The sequence below is a fragment of the Dactylosporangium sp. NPDC000521 genome (genome assembly GCF_042898305.1).
Lineage (GTDB): Bacteria > Actinomycetota > Actinomycetes > Mycobacteriales > Micromonosporaceae > Dactylosporangium.
Map to the genome: position 1 here is coordinate 374,952 of NZ_JBIAYW010000003.1, position 26,202 is coordinate 401,153.

26 protein-coding genes and 1 pseudogene are annotated in these 26,202 nt (G+C 72.2%); 12 read left to right on the plus strand and 15 right to left on the minus strand.

Annotated elements, in window-relative coordinates; genetic code table 11:
- Positions 1–404: 404 nt before the first annotated feature.
- The 4 genes from ACFY3L_RS11870 to ACFY3L_RS11885 all read right to left on the minus strand — a co-directional run bounded on the left by ACFY3L_RS11870 (position 405) and on the right by ACFY3L_RS11885 (position 4,374).
- Complete coding sequence (locus tag ACFY3L_RS11870; RefSeq protein ID WP_389321807.1) at positions 405–1,082, minus strand: histidine kinase dimerization/phospho-acceptor domain-containing protein; 678 nt, start codon at positions 1,080–1,082, stop codon at positions 405–407.
- A gap of 197 nt (positions 1,083–1,279) precedes the next feature.
- Positions 1,280–1,927, minus strand: coding sequence for a dTMP kinase (locus ACFY3L_RS11875; protein WP_389321809.1), 648 nt, complete (start codon positions 1,925–1,927; stop codon positions 1,280–1,282).
- A 129-nt stretch (positions 1,928–2,056) separates the two neighbouring features.
- Positions 2,057–2,908 (minus strand): L,D-transpeptidase, encoded by an 852-nt coding sequence (locus tag ACFY3L_RS11880; protein ID WP_389321811.1) that lies wholly within the window; start codon positions 2,906–2,908, stop codon positions 2,057–2,059.
- A complete protein-coding gene (locus tag ACFY3L_RS11885) occupies positions 2,905–4,374 on the minus strand; it encodes a PLP-dependent aminotransferase family protein (protein WP_389321813.1) in 1,470 nt (489 codons plus the stop codon). Before ACFY3L_RS11885 ends, ACFY3L_RS11880 begins: the two co-directional genes overlap by 4 nt.
- Positions 4,375–4,443: 69 nt before the next feature.
- On the opposite strand from ACFY3L_RS11885, the pseudogene ACFY3L_RS11890 reads away from it, so the two are divergent.
- A pseudogene (locus tag ACFY3L_RS11890) lies at positions 4,444–5,649 on the plus strand (amino acid permease); the annotation flags it as partial.
- Positions 5,650–5,669: 20 nt separating this feature from the next.
- Here the strand turns inward: ACFY3L_RS11890 and ACFY3L_RS11895 are convergent.
- The 5 genes from ACFY3L_RS11895 to ACFY3L_RS11915 form a co-directional block, all read right to left on the minus strand.
- Positions 5,670–6,113, minus strand: a complete 444-nt coding sequence (locus ACFY3L_RS11895) for a DUF5709 domain-containing protein (protein ID WP_389321815.1) — start codon at positions 6,111–6,113, stop codon at positions 5,670–5,672.
- A gap of 74 nt (positions 6,114–6,187) precedes the next feature.
- Positions 6,188–7,582 (minus strand): GH1 family beta-glucosidase, encoded by a 1,395-nt coding sequence (locus tag ACFY3L_RS11900; protein ID WP_389321817.1) that lies wholly within the window; start codon positions 7,580–7,582, stop codon positions 6,188–6,190.
- A gap of 93 nt (positions 7,583–7,675) precedes the next feature.
- Positions 7,676–8,515: a carbohydrate ABC transporter permease gene (locus ACFY3L_RS11905; RefSeq protein ID WP_389321819.1), complete on the minus strand. Its 840-nt coding sequence runs from the start codon at positions 8,513–8,515 to the stop codon at positions 7,676–7,678.
- Positions 8,508–9,575: a carbohydrate ABC transporter permease gene (locus ACFY3L_RS11910; RefSeq protein WP_389321821.1), complete on the minus strand. Its 1,068-nt coding sequence runs from the start codon at positions 9,573–9,575 to the stop codon at positions 8,508–8,510. Before ACFY3L_RS11910 ends, ACFY3L_RS11905 begins: the two co-directional genes overlap by 8 nt.
- 85 nt (positions 9,576–9,660) lie before the next feature.
- A complete protein-coding gene (locus tag ACFY3L_RS11915) occupies positions 9,661–10,950 on the minus strand; it encodes an extracellular solute-binding protein (RefSeq protein ID WP_389321823.1) in 1,290 nt (429 codons plus the stop codon).
- 563 nt (positions 10,951–11,513) lie between these two features.
- Here ACFY3L_RS11915 and ACFY3L_RS11920 point away from each other — a divergent pair.
- The 9 genes from ACFY3L_RS11920 to ACFY3L_RS11960 all read left to right on the plus strand — a co-directional run bounded on the left by ACFY3L_RS11920 (position 11,514) and on the right by ACFY3L_RS11960 (position 20,103).
- Entirely contained in the window at positions 11,514–14,090 is a 2,577-nt protein-coding gene (locus ACFY3L_RS11920) for a discoidin domain-containing protein (protein WP_389322614.1), read from the plus strand.
- Positions 14,091–14,227: 137 nt separating this feature from the next.
- Positions 14,228–15,055: an ABC transporter ATP-binding protein gene (locus tag ACFY3L_RS11925; RefSeq protein ID WP_389321825.1), complete on the plus strand. Its 828-nt coding sequence runs from the start codon at positions 14,228–14,230 to the stop codon at positions 15,053–15,055.
- Positions 15,052–15,669: an ABC transporter permease gene (locus ACFY3L_RS11930; RefSeq protein WP_389321827.1), complete on the plus strand. Its 618-nt coding sequence runs from the start codon at positions 15,052–15,054 to the stop codon at positions 15,667–15,669. The genes ACFY3L_RS11925 and ACFY3L_RS11930 overlap by 4 nt, the downstream gene beginning before the upstream one ends.
- Positions 15,666–16,799: a sensor histidine kinase gene (locus tag ACFY3L_RS11935; RefSeq protein WP_389321829.1), complete on the plus strand. Its 1,134-nt coding sequence runs from the start codon at positions 15,666–15,668 to the stop codon at positions 16,797–16,799. The genes ACFY3L_RS11930 and ACFY3L_RS11935 overlap by 4 nt, the downstream gene beginning before the upstream one ends.
- Positions 16,796–17,452: a response regulator gene (locus ACFY3L_RS11940; protein ID WP_389321831.1), complete on the plus strand. Its 657-nt coding sequence runs from the start codon at positions 16,796–16,798 to the stop codon at positions 17,450–17,452. The genes ACFY3L_RS11935 and ACFY3L_RS11940 overlap by 4 nt, the downstream gene beginning before the upstream one ends.
- A 56-nt stretch (positions 17,453–17,508) precedes the next feature.
- The gene (locus ACFY3L_RS11945) at positions 17,509–18,180 is read left to right on the plus strand and encodes an ArsR/SmtB family transcription factor (protein ID WP_389321832.1); all 672 of its coding nucleotides are present in this window, start codon (positions 17,509–17,511) and stop codon (positions 18,178–18,180) included.
- Between the two features lies 1 nt (position 18,181).
- Complete coding sequence (locus ACFY3L_RS11950; RefSeq protein WP_389321834.1) at positions 18,182–18,919, plus strand: SRPBCC domain-containing protein; 738 nt, start codon at positions 18,182–18,184, stop codon at positions 18,917–18,919.
- 57 nt (positions 18,920–18,976) lie between these two features.
- Complete coding sequence (locus ACFY3L_RS11955; RefSeq protein WP_389321836.1) at positions 18,977–19,426, plus strand: SRPBCC domain-containing protein; 450 nt, start codon at positions 18,977–18,979, stop codon at positions 19,424–19,426.
- A 233-nt stretch (positions 19,427–19,659) separates the two neighbouring features.
- Positions 19,660–20,103 (plus strand): hypothetical protein, encoded by a 444-nt coding sequence (locus ACFY3L_RS11960; protein WP_389321838.1) that lies wholly within the window; start codon positions 19,660–19,662, stop codon positions 20,101–20,103.
- A 438-nt stretch (positions 20,104–20,541) separates the two neighbouring features.
- Here the strand turns inward: ACFY3L_RS11960 and ACFY3L_RS11965 are convergent, their stop codons facing one another.
- The 3 genes from ACFY3L_RS11965 to ACFY3L_RS11975 all read right to left on the minus strand — a co-directional run bounded on the left by ACFY3L_RS11965 (position 20,542) and on the right by ACFY3L_RS11975 (position 22,520).
- Positions 20,542–21,141, minus strand: a complete 600-nt coding sequence (locus ACFY3L_RS11965; RefSeq protein ID WP_389321840.1) for a hypothetical protein — start codon at positions 21,139–21,141, stop codon at positions 20,542–20,544.
- 120 nt (positions 21,142–21,261) lie between these two features.
- Positions 21,262–22,026: an SDR family NAD(P)-dependent oxidoreductase gene (locus ACFY3L_RS11970; protein WP_389321842.1), complete on the minus strand. Its 765-nt coding sequence runs from the start codon at positions 22,024–22,026 to the stop codon at positions 21,262–21,264.
- 5 nt (positions 22,027–22,031) lie between these two features.
- Positions 22,032–22,520, minus strand: a complete 489-nt coding sequence (locus tag ACFY3L_RS11975) for a beta-class carbonic anhydrase (RefSeq protein WP_389321844.1) — start codon at positions 22,518–22,520, stop codon at positions 22,032–22,034.
- 94 nt (positions 22,521–22,614) lie between these two features.
- Here ACFY3L_RS11975 and ACFY3L_RS11980 point away from each other — a divergent pair, with 94 nt between their 5' ends.
- Positions 22,615–23,754 (plus strand): geranylgeranyl reductase family protein, encoded by a 1,140-nt coding sequence (locus tag ACFY3L_RS11980; protein WP_389321846.1) that lies wholly within the window; start codon positions 22,615–22,617, stop codon positions 23,752–23,754.
- A 26-nt stretch (positions 23,755–23,780) separates the two neighbouring features.
- Here ACFY3L_RS11980 and ACFY3L_RS11985 read toward each other — a convergent pair whose 3' ends face one another.
- Together ACFY3L_RS11985 and ACFY3L_RS11990 are read right to left on the minus strand one after the other, a co-directional pair.
- Positions 23,781–24,584, minus strand: coding sequence for an isocitrate lyase/phosphoenolpyruvate mutase family protein (locus ACFY3L_RS11985; RefSeq protein ID WP_389321848.1), 804 nt, complete (start codon positions 24,582–24,584; stop codon positions 23,781–23,783).
- Positions 24,585–24,773: 189 nt separating this feature from the next.
- Positions 24,774–25,175, minus strand: a complete 402-nt coding sequence (locus ACFY3L_RS11990) for a hypothetical protein (RefSeq protein WP_389321850.1) — start codon at positions 25,173–25,175, stop codon at positions 24,774–24,776.
- Between the two features lie 222 nt (positions 25,176–25,397).
- Between ACFY3L_RS11990 and ACFY3L_RS11995 the strand changes: the two genes are divergently transcribed.
- A complete protein-coding gene (locus tag ACFY3L_RS11995; RefSeq protein ID WP_389321852.1) occupies positions 25,398–25,763 on the plus strand; it encodes a DUF6980 family protein in 366 nt (121 codons plus the stop codon).
- Here the strand turns inward: ACFY3L_RS11995 and ACFY3L_RS12000 are convergent.
- On the minus strand, positions 25,760–26,179 hold the full coding sequence (locus ACFY3L_RS12000; RefSeq protein ID WP_389321854.1) for a nitroreductase family deazaflavin-dependent oxidoreductase: 420 nt from the start codon (positions 26,177–26,179) through the stop codon (positions 25,760–25,762). The genes ACFY3L_RS11995 and ACFY3L_RS12000 overlap by 4 nt on opposite strands.
- Positions 26,180–26,202: the final 23 nt, after the last annotated feature.

A 26,202-nucleotide genomic window follows, 5' to 3' on the forward strand; every position in this document is an offset into this window, starting at 1 on the left:
GGGTCGCCGTTGGGCCGGGACGCGGGCCGTCCGAGGCCCGGCCGCGTCGCCGTCGCCTTCGTGCGTCGCCCGGGCCGCGCATGGCCCGCGCGTTGTCCGTCCCTCATACGGCCCGCGCCGCGGGCTCGCGCGTTGGCCGGGGTCGCCATTGGGTCGGGACGTGAGCTGTCCGAGGCCCGGCCGCGTCGCCGTCGCCTTCGTGCGTCGCCCGCGCTGTGCATGGCCTGCGCGTCGCCCGCGCCGTGCATGGCCTGCGCGTCGCCCGCGCCGTGCACGGCCCGCGCGTTGTCCGTCCCGCGTACGGCCCGCGCCGCCGGCTCGTGCGTTGGCGGGGTCACCGTTGGGCCGGGACGTGAGTTGTCCGAGGCCGTGTCGCCGTCGCCGTCGCCTGCGTGCGTTGGTCGTTACGGCGACAGGTGGCTCGCTGTTGCGAGGACGCTGGCGGGCAGGGTGAGGCGGAACGAGGTCTCGTCCAGGCGGACCTCGCCGCCGCAGAGGCTGGCGACGGCGCTCGCCACGCGCAGGTCGGCGGGCTTCTGCGGGTCGCTGGGGCGGGGCTGCGGCGCGGTGAGCTCGCCGTGGGCGACGATCTTCGCGTCGATCGCCGGGACGGGGTTCGCGCGGAGGGCGATCTCGATGTGGGCGCGGCTCGGTGCGGTCGTCGCGAGCCACAGCACGAGCTGGCCGACGAGGTGCCGGCAGACGAGGTCGTCGACCGCGACGTGGACCGTGGCTGGGGCGTCCGCGTGGATGCTCACGGCGCCGGCGACCGCCACGCGCCGGGCCAGGTCGACGGCGTCGCGCAGGACCGCGACCAGGTCGGTGGCGCCGGCGCGGTGGGCGTCCGTGGGGTCTTCGGCGACGGTGGCCAGGGGGAGGATGACGCCGTCGACGTAGCGCTGGAGGCGGAGCGCGTTGCGGTCGATGGCGTCGAGGCAGGCGACACCCTCGCGCAGGGCGTCCGCGGCCGGGGTGCCGGCGAGGTCGTCGCGCAGCAGCCGGGTGTACGCGAGGATCGACGTCAACGGGGTGTGCAGCTCGTGGCGCAGTCGTGCCGCGGGATCGTCGCCGGTGGAGAACACGCGTGCTCCTTTCGTCGTGCTCGGATGCCCGCGCGGCCCGAGACATCGACGCTAAACCGGCTTCCGACCTGCCGGCTGACCGACAGGCGAGCAGGTCACCCGATCGGGACAGCCACGCGTTCCGCACCGGCGAGCGAGGTCGGCCGGTCAGGAGCAGCCGTGCCGGCGAGCAAGGCCGGCCGACCCGGTGAGCGAGGTCAGCCGATCGGGAGCAGGTGGGACGTGGCCCGTGCCGGGGGCTGCTGGGTCGCGCCCGGCAGCAGGTCGGGGCACAGCGCGGCGCGCAGGGACGCCTGCACCGCCGACGGGTCGGTGCCGGCGTCGACGACCGTGAAGCGGGAGGCTTCCGGCAGCGCCCGGTACGCCTCGTCACAGGCGGTCAGGTAGTCCAGCTCCTCGTGGTCCTTGCCCCGCGCCTCGACCCGTGCCTGCGCCACGAGCGCCGGCACCGACAGGTAGAAGACCAGGTCGGGCTGCGGCAGGAGACGGAAGAGCAGCCGCGCGGGCCAGAGCCTGCCCTTGCGGACGGTGATGCTGGTGTACTGGCAGTAGGTGTACCGGTCCATCACGGCCACCGTGCCGGTCAGCCGGGACAGCAGCAGGGCCTTCGTGATGACCAGGCCCCGCAGCAGCGTCTCCACCAGCAGGAAGAGCCGCACGCCGAGCAGGTCCTCGGCGTCGCGGCGGCCGAGGCGCTGGGCCAGCCGGCCGAAGAAGACCCGTCCGGCGGCGTTGCGGTGGTAGCGGGCGGGGGTGCCGCTCGCGTCGAGCCAGTCGGCGAGCCACCGCGCCTGGGTGGACTTGCCGGCGCCGTCGATACCAATCAGTGCCACTGTACGGATCACCTTCCCAACGGTAAGCCGTCGCGGGTGAAGTGCCAGTGAAGATGAACGCTATCCGACTGATCGAAGGCTGATCGAAGGCTGATCGAAGGCTGATCGAAGGCTGATCGAAGACTGATCGAAGGTGACGGATCAGGGCAGGACGACGACGCTGGTGCCAGCGGGGACCGCGTCCAGCAGGACCTTCTGCGCGGCCGGCGGCATCCGGACGCAGCCGTTGGAGCGGCGGAAGCCGAACTCGTTTCGGTACCACGCGTGGATGCCGGTGTGCGCGTCCGCCAGACCCTCGGCGACGGCGCCCTTGTCGTCCGGGACGGCGCCGAGGGCGAGGACGTCGAGCCCCGCGTACACCTTGCTCGGCAGCGACGAGCGGCCCAGGACGAACGTGCGCCCCAGCGGCGTCGGGGTCTCGGCCGCGCCGATGGTGACGGTCCACGTCTGCTGGGTGACGCCGTCGCGGACCCAGGTGAGCGTGAACGCGCCGCGCCGCACCACGAGCTGGTCGTGCAGCGGCACCTTGTTCCAGCCGCCCTCGGGGAGCCAGCCGATGCTGCGGTTGAGCGACGGCAGCAGCACCGCGACCCAGCCGGCCTGCCGGGCGACGATCGGCATGACCAGCGGCACACCGCTGATGTCGGGGGTGAGGTAGGCGCGGGCGGTGCCGCCGGGCGCGTCGTAGGCGGCGAGCTTCACCGTCGGGTGCACCGCCTCGGTCAGCGGCGCCGTCGAGGACTGGTCGGGGTCGGCGGGGAACCCGGTCGCGGCCTTCGTGTAGGTGATCGTCGGGATGCCGGCGGGGGCCGGAGCGGCTGAAGCGGGTGCGGACGCCGGCGAGGACGCCGACGGCGCGGCCGAGGCGGGCGCGGCAGGCGGCGCGGACGACGCGACCGGGGCGGCGGCGCGGGGCTTCGACGAGCCGCAGGCCGCGACGCCGGTGAGGCAGATCGTGAGCGCGGTGAGGGCAGCGGCGCGGCGCACGATCATCCGTCCAAGATAGCGGAGCCGCCGCCGGCGGTCTGTCGTCCGGTCGGCCGCCGAAGGTCCGGAGCGGCCGAAGGAGCGGAGCAGCGGTCGAGCAGGTCGAGGGCGACAGGCAGGTCGTCGGCGCCGATCATGCCGTACCCCACGACGAGCCCGTCCACCGATGGGGCGTCGAGGAAGAACCCGGCGAGCCGCTCGACCGCCACGTCCGAGTCGCGCAGGCGCGAGACGACCAGCGGCACGTCGACGTGCGGGGCGGCGACGAGCGTCACGTGCAGGCCCGCCGACGACGGCACGAGCGTGAACCGGTCGGAGAGCACCCCGCGTGCCGCGGCGGTCACGAGGTCGTGGCGGGTCGCGTACACCCGCGTCACCGACCGCACGTGCCGCCGCAGCTGCCCGTCGTCGATGAACGAGGCGAGGGCGGCCTGCGCGGCGGGCTCGGTGTGCCAGTCGGCGAGGCGCTTCGCCGTGACGAGGGCCGGGCGCAGCGACGCGGGCGCGACCAGGAACCCGAGGCGTAGCGCGGGCAGGAGCGTCTTGGCGAACGAGCCGACGTAGACGACCCTGCCTGCCCGGTCCAGGCTCTGCAGCGGCTCCAGGGGGCGGTCGGAGTAGCGGAACTCGCTGTCGTAGTCGTCCTCGACGATCGCCGCGCCGTGCCGTTCGGCCCATCCGAGCAGCGCCGACCGGCGCGTCATCGTCATCGGGACGCCGAGCGGATATTGGTGCGAGGGCGTCACGTACACCAGCCGCGCGGACCTCGGGAGCGCCTCGACGACCAGGCCCGACCCGTCGACGGGGACGGGCACGACGCGGGCGCCGAGCGACTCGAAGGCCAGCCGCGAGGGTGGGTATCCGGGCTCTTCGACGGCGACGACCGTGCCGGGCTCGATCAGGACCCGGCCGACGAGGTCGAGGCCCTGCTGGGCGCCGTTGGTGACGATCACGTCCTCCGGCGACGCGCGCACCGACCGGGACAGCCCCACCGACCGCGCGATCGCCGCCCGTAGCGCGGGCAGGCCGGCCGGCTCGCCGTAGTCGGGTGACGCGCTGAGCGACCGCGTCAGCAGCCGCCGCCACGTGGCGAGGGGGAACAGCGTGCCGTCCGGGTGGCCGGCCCGCAGGTCGTACCGCGCCGGGGCGACGGAGGGGGAGGCGGATGAGAGGGCGAAGCGCGGCGACGGGCGCAGCGCGCCGACCGGGGCACGGCGCGACCCGGACGCCGGCGGCGGCATCGCCACGAATGTGCCCGCGCCCGCCCGCCCTTCCAGGAACCCGTCGCCGACGAGGCGGTCGTAGGCGGCGGCGACCGTGTTGCGCGACACCGCCAGGTCCCGCGCCAGCTCCCGGCTCGGCGGCACCCGCTCGCCGGCCCGCAGCCGCCCGTCGAGGATCGCGTCGCGGACCTGCCGGTAGATGCGGGCCGCCTGGTCACCGCGGCCGCCGAGGGTGATGTGCAGATCCAACTTGGCCCACTCGAACTAGTACGACATTGGTACTTCTACCGGGCCAAGCCCGAGCCTAGCGTCGATCGTATGCTCACCGTCAAGCAAGGCGCGGCCCTGTCCGTCGGCGCCGTCCTCGGCACCGGCGTGATCGCCCTGCCCGCCCTCGGCGCCCGGGCCGCCGGCCCGGCCTCGCTCGTCGCGTGGCTCGCCCTCGTCGTGCTCTCCGCGCCCCTCGCCGCCACGTTCGCCGCGCTCGGCGCCAGGTACCCCGACGCGGGCGGCGTCTCCACGTACGTCGGCACGGCGTTCGGCCCGCGCGCCGCCGCCGTCGTCGGGTGGATCTTCTACCTCGCCGTCCCCGTCGGGTTCCTGCCCGCCGCGAGCTTCGGCGCCGCCTATGTCACCGCTGTCGTCGGCGGCGGCCACCGTACGACCATGCTCACGGCCGGAGCCCTCATCGTCGTCGTCGCGGGCCTGAACTTCGGCGGCGTGAAGGTCTCCGGCAAGGCGCAGCTCTGGCTCGCCGGCATCCTCGCCGCGCTGCTGCTGCTCGCGGTCGTCACCGCGCTGCCCCACGCCGACCTGGCCAACCTGCGGCCGTTCGCCCCGCACGGCTGGCTCGCGATCGGGCCCGCTGTCGCCGTGCTCGTCTGGGGGTTCGCCGGCTGGGAAGCGCTCACGTCACTCGCCGCCGACTACCGCAACCCGCGCCGCGACGTGCCCCGCGCCACCTGGATCGCCGTCGCCGTCGTCGGCGTGCTCTACCTGCTCGTCGCCGCCACCAGCCAGCTGGTCCTCGGCCCGCGTGCCGGCACCGTGGCCGCACCCCTCGCCGAGCTGCTCACCATCGGCCTCGGCCGCGACGTGAAGGTCCTCACCGCGCTGGTCGCGCTGCTGCTCACCGGCGGCGCGGTCAACGCCTACTTCGCCGGTGCCGCCAAGCTCGGCGCCGCGCTCGGCCGGGACGGGGCCCTGCCCGCCTGGTTCGCGAAGGGGGCCGCCGCCGGGCAGGTGCCCAGGCGGTCGCTGGCGGTGGTCGCCGGGCTCGCCGGTGCGACGATCACGGTCGCCGGGCCCCTCGGCGTCGGCGCGACGCCGCTGATGCTGGCCACGACCGCGTCGTTCGTGGTCGTGTACCTCCTGGGCACGGCCGCCGCCGTGAAGCTGCTCCCCGCCGGCACGTGGTCCCGGCGAACGGCGATCGTGGCGCTGCTGTGTGTGATCGGGCTGCTCGCCCTCACCAAGTGGTACGTACTGTGGGCGGGTGGGGTGGCCGTGGTGGCGCTGGGTTACCTGGCGGCCACCGGGCGGCGTCAGCGCAGGTCGGGCTCGATGATGTGCACGGCGGCCTCCTCGGCCGACGCCGCGCCGCCGTCGATGCCCACGTCGGAGCCGATCTCGTCCTTCTCCTCATCCTCGCCCCAGCCCTCGTCGGGGGCGACGAGCCGCCCGGCCCGCCGGTCGCCGACCTCGCCCGCGTCGAAGAACTCGCCGGACTCGGTCGTCGTGCCGTAGTCGTCGAGGTCGGGGCGGGCCACCGGGTCCGGCTCCTCCTGCTGCAGGCGGCGGTCCCAGGACTCGCCCCGCTGCGCCTCGGCCTGGGTGACCCCGAACGCGTTCAACCCGAGCGGCTTCTCCGGCGGCGAGTACCCCTCGTCGAGGGCGTCGTCCAGGCCGCGGTCCGACAGGGTGTCCTCGGCGGACAGCTGGCCTTCCTCGTCCGGTGCCGGGTCCCAGCTCGCGGTGTGAGAGCTCATGATCACGTCTCCTCGGTCGGTCGCAGGTGGCGTGGCGCTGCCGTGCTGCATACCCGGCAGCGCCACATTCGACCCTAAATCACCGGATCGCGCCCTGCTTGGTGACCAGCCTGGTGACCTGCCTGGTGGCTGGCTCGGTGGCTTCGGATCAGCTCAGCGTACCGGTGGCCGCTCGCCTTGATCGTGCGCTGCTGCGTGTCGTAGTCGACCCGGACGAGGCCGAAGCGCTTGTCGTAGCCGTACGCCCACTCGAAGTTGTCCAGCAGCGACCAGGCGAAGTAGCCGTCGACCGGAGCGCCCCGGACGACCGCGTTGCGGACCGCGTCCAGGTGCTGCTCCAGGTAGTCGACGCGCTCCTTGTCCTGGACGTCGCCGTTCGGCTCGACCGTGTCGGCCCACGCGGAGCCGTTCTCCGTCACGAGGATGCTGCGCGGCCGGTACGTCTCGGCGACCCGGACCAGGATGTCCTCCAGGCCCTTCGCGTAGACCTCCCACGGCATCGCCGTCTCGATCGAGCCCGGCACCGGGATCTGCCGCACGAACGGCGCGTGGGAGCCCGGGTCGTCGACGATGACCTGGCGGAAGTAGTAGTTGATGCCGAGGAACTCCGTCGGCGCCGCGATCAGGTCCAGGTCGCCGTCGCGGATGGGCACCTCCACCTGATACGTGTCGAGCATGTCTTCCGGGTAGCCGAGGCCGTGCAGCGGGTCCAGCCACCAGCGGTTGATGTGCCCGTCGGCGCGCCGAGCCGCCGCCACGTCCTCCGGCCGGTCGCTGCCGGGCTCCGTCGGGCTCAGGTTCAGCACGATCCCGACCGCCGGCGGCAGCTGCGCCGACGCGCGGATCGCCTGGTTCACCAGGCCGTGGCCGAGCAGCACGTGGTGCGACGCGCGGACCGCCCGGGTCAGGTCCCGCTCGCCCGGCGCCATCCGGCCTTCGAGGTGCCCGATCCAGCAGACGCACAGCGGCTCGTTGACGGTGTTCCAGTCCGCGACCCGGTCGCCGAGCCGGCCCGCGACGACCGCCGCGTAGTCCGCGAACGCCTCCGCCGTCGCCCGTTCCGGCCAGCCGCCCCGGTCCTGCAGCGCCTGCGGCAGGTCCCAGTGGTACAGGGTCGCGAACGGCCGGATGCCCGCCTCGAGCAGCCCGTCGACGAGCCGGTCGTAGAAGTCCAGGCCGGCCTCGTTCACCGCACCCGTCCCGGCCGGGATGATCCGCGGCCACGCCACCGAGAACCGGTACGCCTCCAGGTTCAGCCGGCGCATCAGCGCGATGTCCTCCGGCCAGCGGTGGTAGTGGTCGCAGGCCACGTCGCCGGTGTCGCCGTTGTCGACGTTGCCAGGCGCATGGCTGAAGGTGTCCCAGATGGACGGTCCACGGCCGTCTTCGGTGACGGCGCCCTCGATCTGGTACGCCGCGGTCGCGGACCCCCAGATGAAGTTCGGTGGCAGGTTGGACAGATCCAGCACGGGACGGTTCTCCTCTTGGTGGTTGAGGACGGGGGTTGCTTGCGCCTTGCCTGACCGCGGCGGCGGCTCGTGTGACCGCGCCGGCGCGGTGCCCTACTTGACCGCGCCGGCGGTGAGGCCGGCCACGAAGTACCGCTGCAGCGCCAGGAACCCGGCGACGACCGGGACGCTGACGACCAGGGACGCGGCCATCACCTGGTTCCAGTACACCTGGAACTGCGTGGAGTAGGCCTGCAGCCCGACGGCGAGGGTGCGGCTGTCCTGGTCCGTCATGATCGACGCGAACAGCACCTCGCCCCACGCCGTCATGAACGCGTAGACGGTCACCGCGACGATCCCCGGCACCGCGGTCGGCAGGATGACGGTGAACAGGGTCCGCATCGAGCCGGCGCCGTCGACCTGCGCCGCCTCGTCCAGGCCGCGGGGGATCGAGTCGAAGTAGCCGGCCAGCATCCAGATCGAGAACGGCAGCGAGAACGTCAGGTACGTGATGACCAGGCCCAGGCGGGTCTGGTACAGGTCGACGCCGCCGGCGGTGCCGAGGTTCACGTAGATGAGGAACAGCGGCAGCAGGAACAGGATGCCGGGGAACATCTGCGTCGACAGGACCGCGACGGAGAACACGCCCCGGCCGCGGAAGCGGTACCGGCTGATCGCGAACGCCGCGAAGACCGCGATCACCACCGAGAACACCGCCGCGACCGACGCCACGATCACGCTGTTGAGCAGGTAGTTGCCGAGCGGGACGGTGCTCCACATGTCGACGAACGCCTGGAACGTCAGCGTCGAGGGGAACCAGGTGAAGTAGTCCTGCACGTCCTGCAGCGGCTTCAACGCCGAGCTCACCATCACGTACAGCGGCGTCAGCACGAACGCGGCCAGGAACGTCAGCACGATCCAGCGGGCGATCCGCTCGCCCCGGCCCTCACGCATGGATCCTCCTGCGGTTCGTGATCACCAGGTAGACGGCCGTGACCAGCAGCAGGAACAGCAGCAGCGCCACCGACATCGCCGAGCCGGTGCCGAAGTCCCAGGTGCTGAACGAGCTGTTGTAGATGTGGATCGAGATCAGATCCGCCTCCGGCGGCGCGGAGCCGCCGAACAGCACGTACGGGGTGTTGAAGTCGTTGAACGTCCACAGGAACAGCACCAGCAGCAGCACCTGGTTGATCGGTCGCAGCGACGGCAGCGTCACCGCGGTGATCCGCCGCCAGAACCCGGCGCCGTCGATCGCGGCCGCCTCGTACATCTCCGTCGGCACGTTCTGCAGGCCGGCGGTGATGCACAGCAGCGCGAACGGCCACGTCCGCCACACCGACACGACCAGCAGCGCCCAGAAGCTGTTCTCGCCGATGAGCCAGAACGGCCGCTCGCCGTCGACGAGCCCGAGCTGGTCGACGAGCACGTGGTTGACCAGGCCCGTGTCCCGCTGGAACAGGAAGCCCCAGGTGATGACGGCCGCGTAGACCGGCAGCGCGTACGGGGTGAGGAACAGCGTGCGCAGCAGGGCCCGGCCGCGGAACGGCCGCTGCAGGAACACGGCCGCCGACAGGCCGAACAGCCACGAGATGAACACCGACAGCGACGTGTACAGCACGGTGATGCCGAACGAGTGCAGCAGCGCCTTGCCGGTCTCGCTGTTGACGTCGAGCGTCGCGCTGTAGTTGCCGAACCCGACGAACGGCGCGGTCGACCAGTCCTGGATGTGGAACTGGGTCAGCTCCAGGAGGCTCATCCACACGCCGACGAGCATCGGCACGACGTGGATCGCGATCTCCAGCAGCGCGGCCGGCAGGACCAGCATGTACGGCAGGTACTTGGACCGCAGCCGCCGCCGGCGACGCTGCTGGGGGGTGGCCTTCCGCTGCGACGGCATCGCCCGCGCGTGATGCTGCCGGACGTCCGGCGCGGCGTGCATCGGCCGGCGTACGGGGACGGTCGCCGACCCCCGGGCCGATGCCCGCATCGGCGTCACCCGCCGCGGCGCCGTCATGCCGCCACCTCCGCTTCGCTGCGGCGTCGGCCTGAACCGGGCACTGCGCTCATGATTCGCGGCTCCTCGCTCCGCTGCGGCCCGCTCATGCCTTCATCCGTTGCTCGACGGCCTTCAGCTTCGCCCGGATGGCGGCCTCGGTGATCGGTTTGTTGTTCGCGGCGTTGGCGAACTGTTCCTTCATCACCGCGCCGACCAGGGTCTCGAACTGGCTCTCCGTGGTCACCTGCGGTAGCGGCGACGCCGTCGAGGCGAGCACCTCGGCGAGGATCTTCTGCTCCGGCGCCTGGAACGCCGGGTTCGTGAGCGCGCCCTTGACCGACGGCAGCGACCCGTACACCTTGTTGAGGGCGACCTGCTCGTCGTCGCTGGTCATGAACTTCACGAACTCCATCGCGCCGTCCAGGTTCCTGCTGTGCCGGAAGACCGCGATGTTGATGCCGGCGACCATGCTGTTGACCTTCCGGCCGCCGGCGGGCGGGTTCGCCGGGAACGGCACGTGCGTGATGCCGTACTCCTCGGGGCGCATGCCCTGCGCCTGGAACGCGGACCCGGCCGCCTGCCACAGCAGCATCGCCGCCTTGCGGTTGGCGAAGTCGGACAGCGACTCGTTCTTCGCGTACTCGGCGTTGCTCGGGTTGACGATCTTGTCGACGGCCATGAGGTCGATGTACCGCTTGATCGCCTTGACGTTCTGGTCCGTGTCGAACGTGGGCTTGCCGGACAGGTCGAACCACTCGCCGCCGTACTGCTGGCTGAACGTGAACGCGTGGTGCGCGTTCTCCGACAGGTTCGCGCCCTCGATCGCGAGGCCCCACTGCTTGCCGTTGGTGAGGCGCTTGCCGACCTCGACGAGCTCCTCCCAGGTCGCCGGGGGCTTGCTGATGCCCGCGTCGGCGAACATCTGCTTGTTGTAGTAGAGCGCGTACGACAGCGAGTAGAGCGGGACCGCCGCCGGTGCCTTGCCGGGCGCGCCCGCCGAGGCGAGGGCCGCCGGCACGAACCGGTCCCGGCCGCCGATCCGGTCGAACGCCGCCGCGTCGAACGAGATCAGCGCGTTCGTCGCCTGCAGCGACGCCGACCACGTATTACCGATGTTGACCACGTCGGGGCCGCGGCCCGACGTCGCCGCCGCCAGCAGCCGGTTGAGCAGATCCGACCACGGCACGACCTCGACCTTGACGTGGATGCCGGTCTGCTGCTCGAAGCGCTCCAGGACGGGGGCCAGGGTCTGCTTGTCGAACTCGAGGCTGCTGCCCTGGTTGCTCGCCCAGTAGGTCAGGGTCTTGGCGTCCGCCACGGGGTCGCCGCACGCGGCGAGCGAACCGGTCAGCAGGGCGGCCGCCATCAGTAACGCGAGCCTTCGTCTCGGCACGGTGTCTGCCCTTTCGATGGGTGCCGACCGGCGTGCCGAAGCGACCGCAGGGATTGGGGCTGCGGCGTGACGGTCGCACGCTCGACAGGGGGGTGCAGGTGGTGCTGGTCCCAGCCGAACGGGGTGTTGCCGCGACCAGTTGGTTTCTGTCGGGACTTAAATAATGTCGTCATTAAAGTGGCGCGTCACCTGGACGTCAAGGTCGGGAGGCGCTCCCGCCGGTCCGTACGATCGGACAAAACGGGATTGTTCACGTCGCGATCGAAGTATGTCTTGACGGCGGTGCAACCTCGGCGTAACACTCGTGATTCTGAGAGAGCGCTCTCTCATGTGCGGCTTCGACATGGCGATGTCGACGACCGTCGACGCACCGCCTTGCCTCGACAGGTCACCGCTCACGGTTCCGTCCGCCCAGCTCACGGCCCCGCCACGTCCCCCGACTGACAGGCAGGATCATGAAATTTCCGCGTTTGTCGCGTTATCCATCCGCGCATGCGCTTGCTGATGCGCCGCCGCGGCGCAACGGTCTGCGCCGCTGGCTCCTCGGTGGCGCCGCCACCCTGATGCTCTCCACCGCCGTCGCCGCGATCGCACTGCCCGACGCGAGCGCCGCGCCGACCCTGCTGTCGCAGGGCAAGCCCACCACCGCCTCGTCCAGCGAGAACGCCGGTACACCGGCGACCGCCGCCACCGACGGCAACACCGGCACCCGCTGGGCCAGCGCCTTCGCCGACCCCCAGTGGATCCAGGTCGACCTCGGCGCGCCCGCCGCCCTGTCGCAGGTCGTGCTCAACTGGGAAGCCGCGTCCGGCAAGGCGTTCCAGATCCAGATCTCCAACGACGCCGCGACCTGGACGCAGGTCTACAGCACCACGACCGGCGCCGGCGGCACCCAGACCCTGAACGTGACCGGCACCGGACGCTACGTGCGGATGTACGGCACGCAGCGCAACACCGCCTACGGCTACTCGCTGTGGGAGTTCCAGGTCTACGGCGAGTCCTCGCCGACCGGCCAGACCTGCGGCCCGACGAACCGCGCGATCACCCGCCCGGCCACCGCCTCCTCGACCGAGAACGCCGGCACGCCCGCGAGCGCCGCCGTCGACGGCAACACCGGCACCCGCTGGGCCAGCGCCGCCTCCGTCCCGCAGTGGATCACCGTCGACCTCGGCGCGTCGTACCAGGTCTGCCGGGTGGTCCTGCGCTGGGAGGCCGCCTACGCCAACGCCTTCCAGATCCAGGTCTCCGCCGACAACTCGGCCTGGACCACGATCCACTCGACCACCACCGGCACCGGCGGGGTCCAGACCATCGACGTGACCGGCACCGGCCGTTACGTTCGGGTCAACGCCACCGCCAAGGCCACGCAGTGGGGCGTCTCGCTCTGGGAGTTCGAGGTGTACGTGTCGGGCGGCGCCAACCCGTCGAGCAGCGGCCCCACGAGCAGCGGCCCGATCGAGACGCCCGACCCGAAGAACCCCAACTTCGGCCCCAACGTCTCCGTCTTCGACCCGTCGCAGCAGGCCGCCGCGCAGGCCCGGCTCAACCAGATCTTCGCCGGCCAGGAGACCAACCAGTTCGGCACCGAGCGTTACGCGGTGCTGTTCAAGCCCGGCAACCACACCATCGACGCCAACGTCGGCTTCTACACCCAGGTCGCCGGCCTCGGGTTCTCGCCCGACGACGTCAACATCAACGGCCACGTCCGGGCCGAGGCCACCTGGTTCGGCGGCAACGCCACCCAGAACTTCTGGCGCGGCGCCGAGAACCTCTCCGTGACCCTGCCGAACACCGGCAACGGCGTGCAGGTCGAGCGCTGGGCCGTCTCGCAGGCCGTGCAGTACCGCCGCATGCACCTGCGCGGCGGCAACAACGAGATTCAGCTCTGGAACGGCGGCGACGGCTGGTCCTCCGGCGGCCTCATGGCCGACACGAAGGTCGACGGGCGGGTCGTCTCCGGCTCGCAGCAGCAGTGGTACACCCGCAACAGCGAGCTCGGCAGCTGGGCCGGGTCCGTGTGGAACATGGTCTTCCAGGGCGTGACCGGCGCGCCGCCGCCGCACTTCCCGAACCCGTCGCACACCGTGATCAACCAGACGCCGCTGCAGCGGGAGAAGCCGTTCCTCTACATCGACGGCACCGGCACCTACCGGGTGTTCGTCCCGGCGCTGCAGAGCAACACGACCGGCACCAGCTGGTTCGGCAAGACCCCGGCGGGCTCGTCGATCTCTCTCGACCAGTTCTTCATCGTCCGCCCCGGGCACACCGCCGCGCAGATCAACGCGGCGCTCGCCGCCGGCCGGCACCTGCTCGTCACGCCCGGCGTCTACCACCTCAACGCGCCGCTGCAGGTGAACAACCCGAACACGGTCATCCTCGGGCTCGGCCTCGCCACGTTCGTCCCCGACGGCGGCGTCACCGCGATCAAGGTCGCCGACGTCGACGGCGTCAAGCTCGCCGGCCTGCTCATCGACGCCGGCACCGTCAACTCGCCGACGCTCGTCGAGCTCGGCCCGGCCGGCTCCTCGGCCTCGCACGCCGCGAACCCGACGTCGCTGCACGACGTGTACTTCCGCGTCGGCGGCGCCCACGTCGGCAAGGCCACCGTCAGCCTGCAGGTCAACAGCAGCAACGTGATCGGCGACCACATGTGGATCTGGCGCGCCGACCACGGCAACGCCGGCACCTTCGGCTGGACCGTCAACACCGGCCAGAACGGCATGGTCGTCAACGGCAACAACGTCACGATGTACGGGCTGTTCGTCGAGCACTACCAGCAGTACCAGGTCATCTGGAACGGCAACGGCGGCCGCACGTACTTCTTCCAGAACGAGATGCCCTACGACCCGCCGAACCAGGCCGCCTGGATGAACGGCTCCACCCGGGGCTGGGCCGCCTACAAGGTCGCCGACGCCGTGAGCACGCACGAGGCGTGGGGGCTGGGCAGCTACTGCTACTTCAACGTCAACCCCGCCGTCGTCGGCGAACGCTCCTTCGAGACCCCGGTCAAGGCGGGCGTCGCCTTCCACAACATGGTCAGCGTCTCGCTCGGCGGCGTCGGCACGATCAACCACGTCATCAACAACACGGGTGGTCCGGCCAACCAGGCCAACCAGATCATCTACGTGACAGGGCTGTAAGAGCTTTATCCCCTGCCGAGCCGGAGGACCTACCCGCCCAGGTCTTCCGGCTCGGCGCCTGTCCATCGACCGGTTGACAGCCGGCTTCAGTCCTCCGGTCGTCCCGCTGCGGCAGGTGTACGGGGTTCGATGGCCGCATGACACCGATCGAAGTGCACGGGCTGCGCAAGGCGTACGGGGGCATCCCGGCCGTCGACGGGATCTCCCTCTCCGTTGGGCCCGGGGAGGTCTTCGCCCTGCTCGGGCCCAACGGCGCGGGCAAGAGCACCACCGTCGAGATCCTCGAAGGCCACCGTCGGCGCGATTCGGGCGACGTACGGGTGCTGGGGGAGGACCCGGCCACCGCCGGCCGCCGGTGGCGGTCCCGGATCGGGATCGTGCTGCAGACCGCCACGGACGCCGCCGACCTCACGGTCCGCGAGACCGTCCGGCACTACTCGCGCTTCTACCCTGCCCCGCGCGATCCTTCACTCGTGCTCGACCTCGTCGGGCTGCCGGACAAGGCCGGCGCCCGGGTGCGGACGCTGTCCGGCGGGCAGCGGCGCCGCGTCGACGTGGCGCTCGGCATCATCGGCAACCCCTCGCTGGTCTTCCTCGACGAGCCGACGACCGGCTTCGACCCGGAGGCGCGGCGGCAGTTCTGGGCGCTGATCCGCTCCCTCGCCGCCGACGGGACCACGGTCCTGCTCACCACCCACTACCTCGAAGAGGCCGCGGCGCTCGCCGACCGGCTGGCGATCATCGCGGGTGGGCGGATCGTCGCCGCCGGTACACCGTCCACTGTGGGCGGACTGGCCACTGCCCAGGCCACGGTCACCTGGCGGGACGGCACCGGGCTGCACGAGGTGCGCACCGACTCGCCCAGCAGCGTCGTCGCCGCGCTGCCGCCCGACGCGCTCGATCTGCGGATCCGCCGCCCCAGCCTGGAAGACGTCTACCTCGACCTGATCGGAGCCCGGTCATGACCATGCCGTCGTTGTACGCGATGGGCCGCGCGCGTGGTCACGTCGAGGTGCTGCAGCTCGTGCGGCAGAAGGACGCGGTCATCTTCACGTTCGCGTTCCCGGCGCTGCTCACGATCCTGCTCGGCCTCATCTTCGACACGCCCGTGTCGCCGGGGTCGCCCACCACGCACAGCCAGGTCTTCGCCGCCGGCATGATCGCGTACGGCATCCTGTCGACCGCGTTCATCTCCATGGGCGTCGGCATCGCCGCCGACCGCGAGGACGGCACGCTCAAGCGCCTGCGCGGCACGCCCGTCACCGCCGGCGCCTACTTCATCGGCAAGATCGTGCTGGTCTTCTTCGCCGCCGTCTTCGAGGTGCTGGTGCTGCTGCTGGTCGGCGTGCTGCTCTTCGACCTGCCAGTTTTCCTGAGCGTTGATCGTTGGTTGACGTTCGGCTGGCTCCTGATTCTGTCGGTGGTCGCCTGTACCCTGCTGGGCATCGCCGCTTCGTCGCTGGCCCGGTCGGCCCGCAGCGCACCGGCGGTGCTCAACCTGCCCGTCCTGGTCCTGCAGGCGTGGTGCCTGACCGGACTGGTCCTGAGCCTGCTGACGTTCCGCTGGTCGCGCCGGTGACGTTCGGCCGGTGGGACGTGCTGTACGTGGCGGTCGTGGGGTCGGTCGTCGGCTTCATGCTGGCCGACCCTCCCGGTTCCGTGCTCGCGTGCGTGCTGCTGGTGGCGTGCCTCGGCTGGTATGTCGTGTTCCGCCTCGTGCCGTTCGCCTCGCCGCTCTTCGTGGCGGTGCTGGCGCTGCTGCACCTCACCGCGGTCTGGCTCGACCACACGGCGTCGTTCGCGCTGTTCGCCTGGGGCGCGATGCTCTTCGCCGTGCTCCCGCTGCGCCCCGCCATCGCTGCCGTCGCCGCCCTCGACCTGATCCCGGTGCCGCTGGCCTACCTGCGCGACGGCACCTTGACGCGGGTCCACGGCCTGATCCCGCTCACCGTGCTGGGCCTCGCCTTCGCGATCGTCGCCGGCACGTACATCGCCCGCCTCGCCGACCAGAACGAGGAGCGGGCCGCGATGATCGCCGAACTGTCCGCGAGCCGCGCCGAGGTCGCCCGCCTCTCCCACGAGGCCGGCGTGCTCACCGGACGGGCCCGGCTCGCCGCCGAGATCCACGACACCCTCGCGCAGGGCTTCACGAGCATCATCGCCCTCGCCCAGGCCGCCGCCGACCCCGCGCAGACCGCGCGCCGCCTCGAGCAGGTGGCCGGCACCGCCCGCGACAACCTGGCGGAGGCGCGCGCCCTGGTCGCCGCCCTCAGCCCCGCCGACCTGCGCACCGCGGGTCTCGGCGACGCGGTCCGCCGTCAGCTCTCCCGGCTGGCGGCCGAGACCGGCATCCGCACGGCCTGCCACCTCCCGCCGGCCACCGGTGCGCTCGTCGACCTGCCGACCGCGCAGCAGGTGGTCCTGCTGCGCGCCTTGCAGGAGGCCCTGACCAACGTCCGCAAGCACGCCGGCGCCACCGCCGTCGACGTCTGGCTCACCACCACCGGCACCTCGGTCGTCCTCACCGTCACCGACGACGGGGTCGGCTTCACCCTCCCCGCCGGCGCCAGTTCCGGCGCTGACGCCGCCGCTGCCGCCTCCGGCTACGGGCTGGCGGTCCTGCGCGCCCGGGTCGAGGACGCCGGCGGCGTCTGCACCGTCGACAGCCGCCCGGGCGCCGGCACCACGGTCACGGTCGAGCTGTCATGACCCGGCCTGAGATCCGCGTGCTGCTGGTCGACGACCACCCCGTCGTCCGCGACGGGCTGCGCGGAATGCTCGACCCCGAGCCCGACCTGACCGTCGTCGGCGAGGCCGGCTCCGGCGACGAGGCCGTCGCCGCCGCCCACACCCACCGCCCCGACGTCGTCCTCATGGACCTGCGCATGCCCGGCCTCGACGGCGCCGGCGCCACCGGCCGCATCCTCGCCGCCCTCCCGCGGACCCGGGTCGTCGTCCTCACCACGTACGACACCGACGCCGACATCCTCCGCGCCGTCGAAGCCGGGGCCAGCGGCTACCTGCTGAAGGACGCCTCCCGCACCGACCTCACCGCCGCCGTCCGCGCCGCCGCCCGCGGCGAGACCGTCCTGGCCCCGTCCGTCGCCGGCCGCCTCGTCGAGCGGGTCCGCAACCCGCCCCAACCCACCCAGACCCCGATCCTTTCCACCCGCGAGCTGCAGGTCCTCGCCCTCGTCGCCACCGGCGCCACCAACGCCGACATCGGCCGCACCCTCCACATCACCGAGGCCACCGTCAAGACCCACCTGCTCCGCGCGTTCAACAAGCTCGACGTCAGCGACCGCACCGCCGCCGTCACCACCGCGATGTCCCTGGGCCTGCTGCCACCGACCCGCTCCTGACACCGACAATTTCTTTTGTCTTGACAGTTGTAGTTGTCGGCGGATACGGTTCTCGCATGTTCGAAGTGGGAGTCATCGAGGAGGCCGGCGCGGCAGAGGTGGCGCTGGACCCGATCCGGGCGCGGCTGCTGTCGCTGCTGGTCGAGCCGCACTCGGCAACCAGTCTGGCGGCGATCGTCGGCCTGCCCCGGCAGAAAGTGAACTACCACCTCAAGACGCTCGAGGCGCACGGCCTCGTCGAGCTCGTGGAGGAGCGGCGCAAGGGCAACGTCACGGAGCGCGTGCTGCGAGCCGCTGCCGCGTCGTTCGTGATCTCGCCGACGGCGCTCTCGGCCGTGGCGCCCGACCCGGCGAAGTCGCCCGACAGGCTGTCCGCGCGATGGCTGCTCGCCGTCGCGGCCCGGCTCGTCAAAGAGGTCGGCACGCTCATCACCGGGGCCGCCCGGGCGGGCAAGCCGGTCGCCACCTTCGCGCTCGACGGCACCGTGCGGTTCGCCTCCGCGGCCGACAGGGCCGCGTTCGTCCAGGAGCTGACCGCGGCCGTCGCCGGACTGGTGAGCCGCTATCACGACGAGCGCGCCGAGGGTGGCCGCGACCACAGGGTCATCATCGCGATCCATCCGAGCCTGCGTCCGGAAGGTGGGCGTCCGATGGACGCGGCCGCCGTCGACGCCGACATCGACATCCAGATCGAAAGCCAGCACCGCCCACAGACCGAGGAGTCCTGACATGTCGCACGAATTCGAGCTCACCCACGACATCGACATCGCGGCCACGCCCGAGCAGGTCTGGGACGCGATCGCCACCGGCCCCGGCATCGACTCCTGGTTCATGGGCAGGACCGAGGTCGAGCCCCGCGTCGGCGGACGCGGAGTGTTCACGATGCCCGGGTTCACCGCCGAGTCGACGGTCACCGCGTGGGAGCCGCCGCACCGGTTCGCGTACAAGAGCACGCCCGCCGAGGACGGCACGTTCATGGCGTTCGAGTATCTGGTCGAGGGCCGCGACGGCGGGAGCACCGCACTGCGCATGGTCCACAGCGGCATCCTGGCCGGCGACTGGGAAGAGCAGTATGACGCGCTGCGCAAGGGCAACCCGCTCTACCTGCGCACGCTCGAGCAGTATCTGGTGCACTTCCCGGGCCGCACCGCTGTGCCGGTCACCGCGTTCGGGCCGCAGCAGTCCGACCAGGAGCAGGCGTGGGCCGCCCTCGTCGGCGCCGTCGGACTGACCGGGCCGGTCAGCGAGGGCGACAAGGTCCAGCTCACCGTCGGCGGGCGAGACGTCGTCGGCGTGGTCGACGTGGTCCTGGAGCCCGGGTTCCTGGGCGTGCGCACCGACGACGCGCTGCTGCGGTTCGTGGGCGGCGGCGGCATGATCCTCACCGGCCACCACGTGTTCGCCGACATCGACCAGGCGGCCGCCGAGGGCACCTGGTCCGAGTGGCTCGCCGCCGTCTACGCCTGATCTCACCTGGAGGGCCGGCGGACCGCCGGCCCTCCACTCTCGCGCAAGGAGCGCACCGTGAGCACGGTTGAGTATTCGATCACCCGCAGGCTCCCCGCCGAGCCGAAACGCGTGTACACGGCGTGGACGACGCCGGCCGGCTTCAGCCAGTGGTTCGGGCCGCGGGAGTTCACGACGCCCGAGGACCGCATCGTCATGCAGACCCGGCCCGGCGGCGCGTGGCAGGTTGTCATGCTCGACGGCGCCGGCAACGAGTATCCGCTCGGCGGCTTCTACCGTGAGCTCGACGCACCCACCCGGCTCGTCATGACGACCGGCGACCCTGACAACACGACTGGCGACATCGCCTCGACCGTCAGCGTGATGTTCAAGCCGACCGGCGACGGCTGCACCGAGATGACGATGCGCCAGCAGGGTGTGAACACCGACGCCGAGCACGCCGCCGGCGCCGCGGCGGGCTGGCGCCACTTCTTCGACCGGCTGGCGGAGCACCTTGCCGGGCACTGAACCGCCCCGGCGCCTCACGCCGATCCCCGCCGCGGCGGTGCGGCCCGGCCGCCCGCGCTTCGCACTCCGGCCTTCGGTGGGAGCACACCAGCCCATCCGGCCAGACCGTCACCGGAATGCAGCGGGATCGCAGGTGAACATCAGCGGCGGTCGAGGGGGACGACCGTTCAGCCGGTGGGTGGGAACCGGTGAGGGGGTCCCCGAGGCGGAAGGCGAGGCGGCACAATGCTAACGTGACGTTACCCATCCCTTACAGCGGCGGTGGCGGGCATGTGCCCGCGTACAACGGGCCGGACGTGCAGATCGGGGACGTCCGGGTCGACGGCAAGGCGATCTACACGCCGGTCGGGGTGTGGCCGATCCAGGGCAGCCGATGGATGGTGATCTCGCAGCCGATGCCGGTCGTCACGACGGCGGGGTGGGGGATCGGCCTGGGGGTGACGTGCGCTGTGCTGGGAGTGGTGTTCGCGCCGTTCACGTGCGGGTTGAGCCTGTTTCTGCTGTTCGGGTTGTTCTTCCTGACGGCGAAGACGCACACGATGTCGGGGCCGATGATCGTGTCGGTGCAGGCGGGGCAGTTCCACTACATGGCGCGGGAGGTCGTGTACTCGCCGCAGCACGCGGCCGAGGCGCTGCAACGGGTGAACTTCGCGCAGGCGCTCGCCTCGCGATACTGACCGCCCCGCCGCGAGCCGGCGTCGACCCACGTCCCGGCGCGCCGCCTCCGCCCGCTGCGGACAAGGGGGAGCGACGCCCACGCCCATGTCGGGCGAGGGGGAGGCGCGCCGTCGCAGCTGCGTCGTGGGCGACGAGAGACGTGCCCGCACGCCCGTCGTGGGCGAGAGGGAGACACGCGCCAGCACCGCCCGTTCGGGTGCCGAAGGGGCGAGTAGTGGTCAGCCGGCCTCGGGCGCCGGAGCTCCCGTCGTGGGTCGAAGGGGTGCGTGGCAGGCCGGACTCCGGGCGGCGGCGCGTCGGTCGTGGGGCAGTGCCGGTCGTGGGGCCGTGGCGGTCGTGGGGCCGTGCCGGTCGTGGGCAGTGCCGGTCGTGGGCAGAGAGGAAGACCGGCGAGGCGTGAGCTCGTCCGTTGTGGGGTCGAAGGGGTGAGCGGATGTTCAGGAGGGCGCCGGGTCCTCGGCGTGGTCGTCGTAGCCGGCGAGCAGCTGGGTCCTCGTGCCGACCAGGTGGGGCTCCAGGTCGCCGACGCGGGCGAGTCTGATCTCGGCAGGGGCGAGGTTGGAGACGCGCAGCAGCAGGCCGGGCACCTCGTCGAGGACCGCGAGCCAGCCCTTGTGCGCCGGGGTGACCTGCTGGTCGGGCCAGCGCTGAAAGGGCTTCGGCACGCCGTCGACGGTGATGCCCACGCGGTGCGGGGCCGGGGTGGACGCGGCGCGGAGGTTGCGCTCGTACGTCTTGCGGTCCTCGGGCGGCTGGGGCATGACGGCGGCGACGCGTATGTCGATGAGCAGCGGCAGGGGCGGGCCGGCGGTGGTGACGACCTCGACCCAGCCGCCGCCCGCGGCCGGGTCGCCGAAGGTCAGGCCGGCGTGCACGAGCCGGTCGTCGTCCCACGTCCAGGCGCCGATGCGGCACGGGCCGCTCCAGCCCGCCATCCCGTACAGCGGCAGCGCGGCGGCGCTCGCGCGGATCCGGTTCGCCCGCTGGTCGATCAGCGCTGTGAACTCGATGCGGTTCAGCCGCCCCCCGTATCGCATGGGATCGATCGTGCAGCATGACCCGGCATCTGTGAGGCCCCCTGCCCCCTCGCGGCAACCCCCGCTCTTTGCATCCCACTCACCAAGAAAGCACCTCGAAAGCCGCGAAAGCGACGGGCGTCAGCGGGACTCGGGGTCGTCGCCCCTGGCGGCGCGGCCGCCGTCGACCGGGACGACCGCGCCGGAGATGAACGACGCGGCGGGCGAGAGCAGGAACGCGACCGCCTCGGCGGCCTCGGCCGCGTCGCCGGCGCGGCCGATCGGGTGCAGGTGGGCGAGCTGGTCCACGATGCGGGCGGCCTCGTCCGGTGGGCGGGCGGCCAGGTGCGCCGCCGACCGTTCGGTCCCGATCGACCCGAGGGCGACGGCGTTGACCCGGATGCCGTGCGGGCCGTGGTCGACGGCGAGGGCGCGGGTCAGGCCCTCGATCGCGGCCTTGGCGGTGGCGTACGGCAAGGCGCCGCGCACGGCCCGCTGCGCCTGGTGCGACGAGACGTTGACGATCGCGCCGCCGTGGCCCGCCGCGCGGAAGCGCCGCACGGCGGTGGCGCTGCCCGTCACGGCCGGGGCGAGGTTCGCCATGATCAGGGCGAGCACCTCGCCCGCCGGCACCGTGTCCACCCAGGCGTCGCGGAAGACCGCGGCGTTGTTGACCCAGCCCGTGAGCGGGCCCCGCGCCTCGGCGAGGTCGGCGGCGCGCTCGGCGACCTCCTCGTCCCCGGCGTCCCCGGCGACCCCCTCGACCCGCCCACCCGGGGTGATCCAGGCCAGGGCGCTCGCGTCGCGCTCCAGCACGACGACGGTCGCGCCGGGGTCGCGGAGCAGCCGCTCGACGACGGCGCGGCCGACACCGCGGCCGCCGCCCGTCACCACGTAGGACCGCACCGGAGTCAGTGGACCTCTTCGAGCTTGGCGCTGGCGACGTCGAAGATGAAGCCGCGCACGTCCTCGCGGTGCGGCAGCCAGGCGCACTGGCGGACCGTCTCGATCGAGGAGCGCATCGTCTCGTGCAGGTCGGTGAACCCGGGCACGTCCCAGCCCGGCGCCCGGCCCGTCTCGGCGGTGAGCGTCGCGCGGAACTCGTCGTCGTCGAAGTCCTGCATGCCGCACTCGGTGTGGTGGATCAGCACGACCTCGCGGGTGCCGAGCCGGCGCTGGCTGATCGCGAGCGAGCGCAGCACCTCCTCCGTCGGCAGGCCGCCGGCGTTGCGGATCAGGTGCGCGTCCCCGATCTCCAGGCCCAGCGCACCGAAGAGGTCAAGGCGCGAGTCCATGCAGGTGATGACGGTCAGCCGCAGCCGCGGGCGCACCGGGCGAGGGCCCGGGAAGGTGCTCGCGTACTGCTCATTGGCGTGGATGAGGTGGTCGATCGCGGACATTCCGCCAGTCAAACAGATTGCTCACTCATTCGGATGACGTCTGCGTCACACGAGGCCAATCTCACCTGTGAATCCGGCCCTCTACGCTGCTCGGGTGAGTGAACCCAACAGCGCACCCCCGCAGGACTGGGACGTGGTCGTCGTCGGCGGCGGGCCGGCCGGGCTGTCCGCGGCGCACGCGGCGGCGACCGGCGGCGCCCGGACGCTCGTCCTGGAGAAGGCGGTGCACCCCCGGTACAAGACCTGCGGCGGCGGGCTGATCGGCTTCACCGTCCAGTCGGTCGAGGGCCGCATCGACATCCCCGCCGACGATCACATCACGCGGGTCGAGTTCACCCACGACGGGCGGCGCGCGTTCGCCCGCTCCGCCCGGCGCGGCCCGCTGCTGCAGATGGTCCGCCGGCCCAGGTTCGACGACGCGCTGCGGCTCGCCGCGGAGAAGGCCGGCGCGGTCGTGCGGCAGTCGGCGACGGCCCGGTCCCTCGAACAGACCGGCGACGCGGTCGTGGTCCGGCTCGCCGACGGCTCCACCGTCACCGGCCGCACCGTCATCGGCGCCGACGGGTCGTCAGGGATCACGGCGCGGCACGCCGGCGTCGAGTACGGCCAGGTCGACCTCGGACTCGAGGTGGAGCTGCCCGTCGGCGCCGACGTCGCCGCCCGGTGGAAGGGGCGGCTGCTGATCGACTGGGGCCCGCTGCCCGGCTCCTACGCGTGGGTGTTCCCGAAGGACGACGTGCTCACCGTCGGCGTGATCGCGTCCCGCGGGGAGGGCGAGCGGACCAAGCAGTACCTGCGCGACTTCGTGACCCGGGTCGGCCTCGACGGCATCGAGCCCGTGCACGACTCCGGCCACCTGACCCGCTGCCGCACCCCCACGTCTCCGCTGCGCACCGGCCGCGTTCTCGTCGCCGGTGACGCGGCCGGCCTGCTCGAGCCGTGGACCCGCGAAGGGATCAGCTTCGCCGTGCGCTCCGGTGCCCTGGCCGGCGCGGCCGCCGCCACCGGTGACCTCGACGCCTACGTCACCGCCGTCGAGCAGCGGCTCGCCCCGGCGATGACGGCCGGGCGGCGGCTGCTGGACACGTTCAGCCGCCGGCCCGGGCTCTTCCACGCGATGCTGCGCACCCCGCCGGGGTGGCGGATGTTCGAGCGGTTCTGCCTCGGGGAGACGTCGTTCGAACACACCGTCGAGCGCCTGCCGGTCAGGACGGCGCTGAAGCTGCTCCGATGAGGGCCTGCGGAAGCCCCAGGCGCTGGTCAGCTCATGAGGCGGTTGAGCTCCGAGTAGTCGAGGGCGCCGTCGAGGCTCGTGTACGTGCCGGCGGTGAACGCCTCCTCGGCGGCGCGACGTGCGACGGCGTACGCCGCCTCCGCCACCCACGAGCCCAGGCTGACCCGCGCCACGCCCAGCTCGCCGAGCTCGGCGACCGTCGGCGCGCCCGGCTCGACCAGGATGTTCAGCGGCGCCGGGATCGCGGCGGCGAGCTTGCCGATGGTGTCGGCGTCCACCACGCCCGGCACGAAGATCCCGCTCGCGCCGGCGTCGAGGTAGGCGCGCGCCCGCTCCAGGGTCCGCTCCAGGGTCCCCTCCAGGTCGCCGGCGCCACGGAGGTACGTGTCGACGCGGGCGTTGATGTAGACGTCCGGGGCGGCGGCCCGGGCGGCGCCGACCCGCGCCACCTGGTCGGCCACCTCCCGCAGGGCGGGCCGCGCGCCGCGGACGGTGTCCTCCAGGTTCACGCCGACCGCGCCGGCCGCGACGACCCCGCGCAGCGTCTCCGCGACCTCGTCCGGGCTCGCGCCGAACCCCGACTCGATGTCCGCGGTCACCGGCACGTCCACCGCGGCGACGACCCGTCGCAGGTGCGCGAGCATCGCGTCGCGGGTCAGCACGTCACCGTCGGGCATGCCAAGCGTCCAGGCGACCCCGGCGGACGTGGTCGCCACCGCCCGGGCACCGGCGGCGGCGACGACCCGCGCGGAGGCGGCGTCCCAGGCGTTGACGAGCACGATCGGGTCGGCCGGGTCGTGCAGGGAGCGGAACAGGGCTGCGTTGGTCATGCCCGCCATCCTGCCCGGCCCACGTGCCGGCCGGTCCACGTGCGGTGCCGCCCGCAGAGCGCCGGTCCACGTGCGGTGCCGCACGCTGCCCGGCCCACGTGCCGGCCTGGGGCGTGGTGCCGCACGCAGAGCGCCGGCCCGCGGAAGGTCCGCGGGCCGGCGTCAGGAAGTAGGAACAGCGGGGCAGGATCAGCCGGCGGCGATCGACGGCGGGGTGTCGGTGTCGATGACGGTGGCCTCGCTGAAGGCGGAGTCGAGCTGCGCCCGGATGGCGTCGAGCTGGTGGAACTCGCTGGAGCTGGCCGTCTCGGAGCCCTCGGCGGCGAAGACGTGGTCCGTCTCGGCGGCGGAGTGGTCGTACGACGTGAAGTCCGACTCCTGGTACGTCGCGCCGCTCGCGTCGGTGTACGACACCTGGTGACCCTGGTCGAAGGAGGTCGACTCGGCGGCCGCGTGGTCCTGCTCGTACACGCCGAACTGCGAGTCGTAGTTGCTCTCGCTGGCGTCGACCTGGTGCAGCTGGTCCAGCGCCTCGTGGTTCTCGCCCGCCTCGACGTGACCGTATTCCGCGCCGCTGTCGAACTCGCTCATGGTGGGTCCTCTCGATATTGCGTTGGGGGTGTTCGCGACTTCAGTGGTCGGTGTTGCTGATGACGCTAGAGCGTCGCCGCGGGCGTCGAATCCTGGAAACGTGCCAGCCGTTCATCGCCGTGAAACGAGCGTATACCGTGCTCAGCGGCCTGGACTATCCCTCAAACGACAGTTGCGGGCCTGCCGGACACCCGACAAAGCAGGCCCGCCATACTGCGTGCCGTGCTGAAACACTGCTGCGACGGAATGCGCGCTCAGCTGGCTCTGGCGGAGTCGGAGGACGGCGAGGACGACCCGGATGTGGTCGTCGTCCATGACGCGAGGTTCGACGAGTACGGGCTGCCCGTCCGCGACGGCGGCACGTCGATGGTCGTGATCGGGTACTGCCCGTGGTGCGGCGGTCGGCTGCCGGCGTCGCGGCGGGACGCGTGGTTCGACGCGGTCGAGCAGCGTGGCCTCGACCCTTGGGAGGACGAGCTGCCCGAGGAGTTCCGCGACGGCTCCTGGTGGACGGCCGAGGCGGGCGGCGGGGGAGCGGGGACCGACCGGCAGTTCGTCGAGCCCGAGAAGGTGATCAGCCCAGCCTAGAACGAAGGGCGGACCAGCTCGACGACCGGGATCTTGCGGTCGACGCCCTTCTGGTGGTCGACGAAGAACGGGTACAGCTCGCAGATCCTGGTCCACAGCACGGGCCGGTCCTCGTCGGCGACGGGGCGGGCGGTGGCGGCGTACTCCTCACCTTCCGCCTCGACGGTGACGGCCGGCTCGGCGACCAGGTTGCGGAACCAGTCCGGGTCGTTGACGGCGCCCGCGTTGGAGGCGATGACGTACATCTTGTCGTCGATCCGGATGTACATCATCGGGCTGGTGTGCGGCGCGCCGGTCTTGCGGCCCTTCGTGGTGAGCAGCAGCAGCGGCCGGTCCTCCAGCCGCCGCCCCGCGGCCCGGAACTCGGCGATGAGCTCGCGGTTGTACGCACGCTGGTCGACAGGCAGCTCGGTCATGCGTCCAGCCTAAGCGGTGCCCC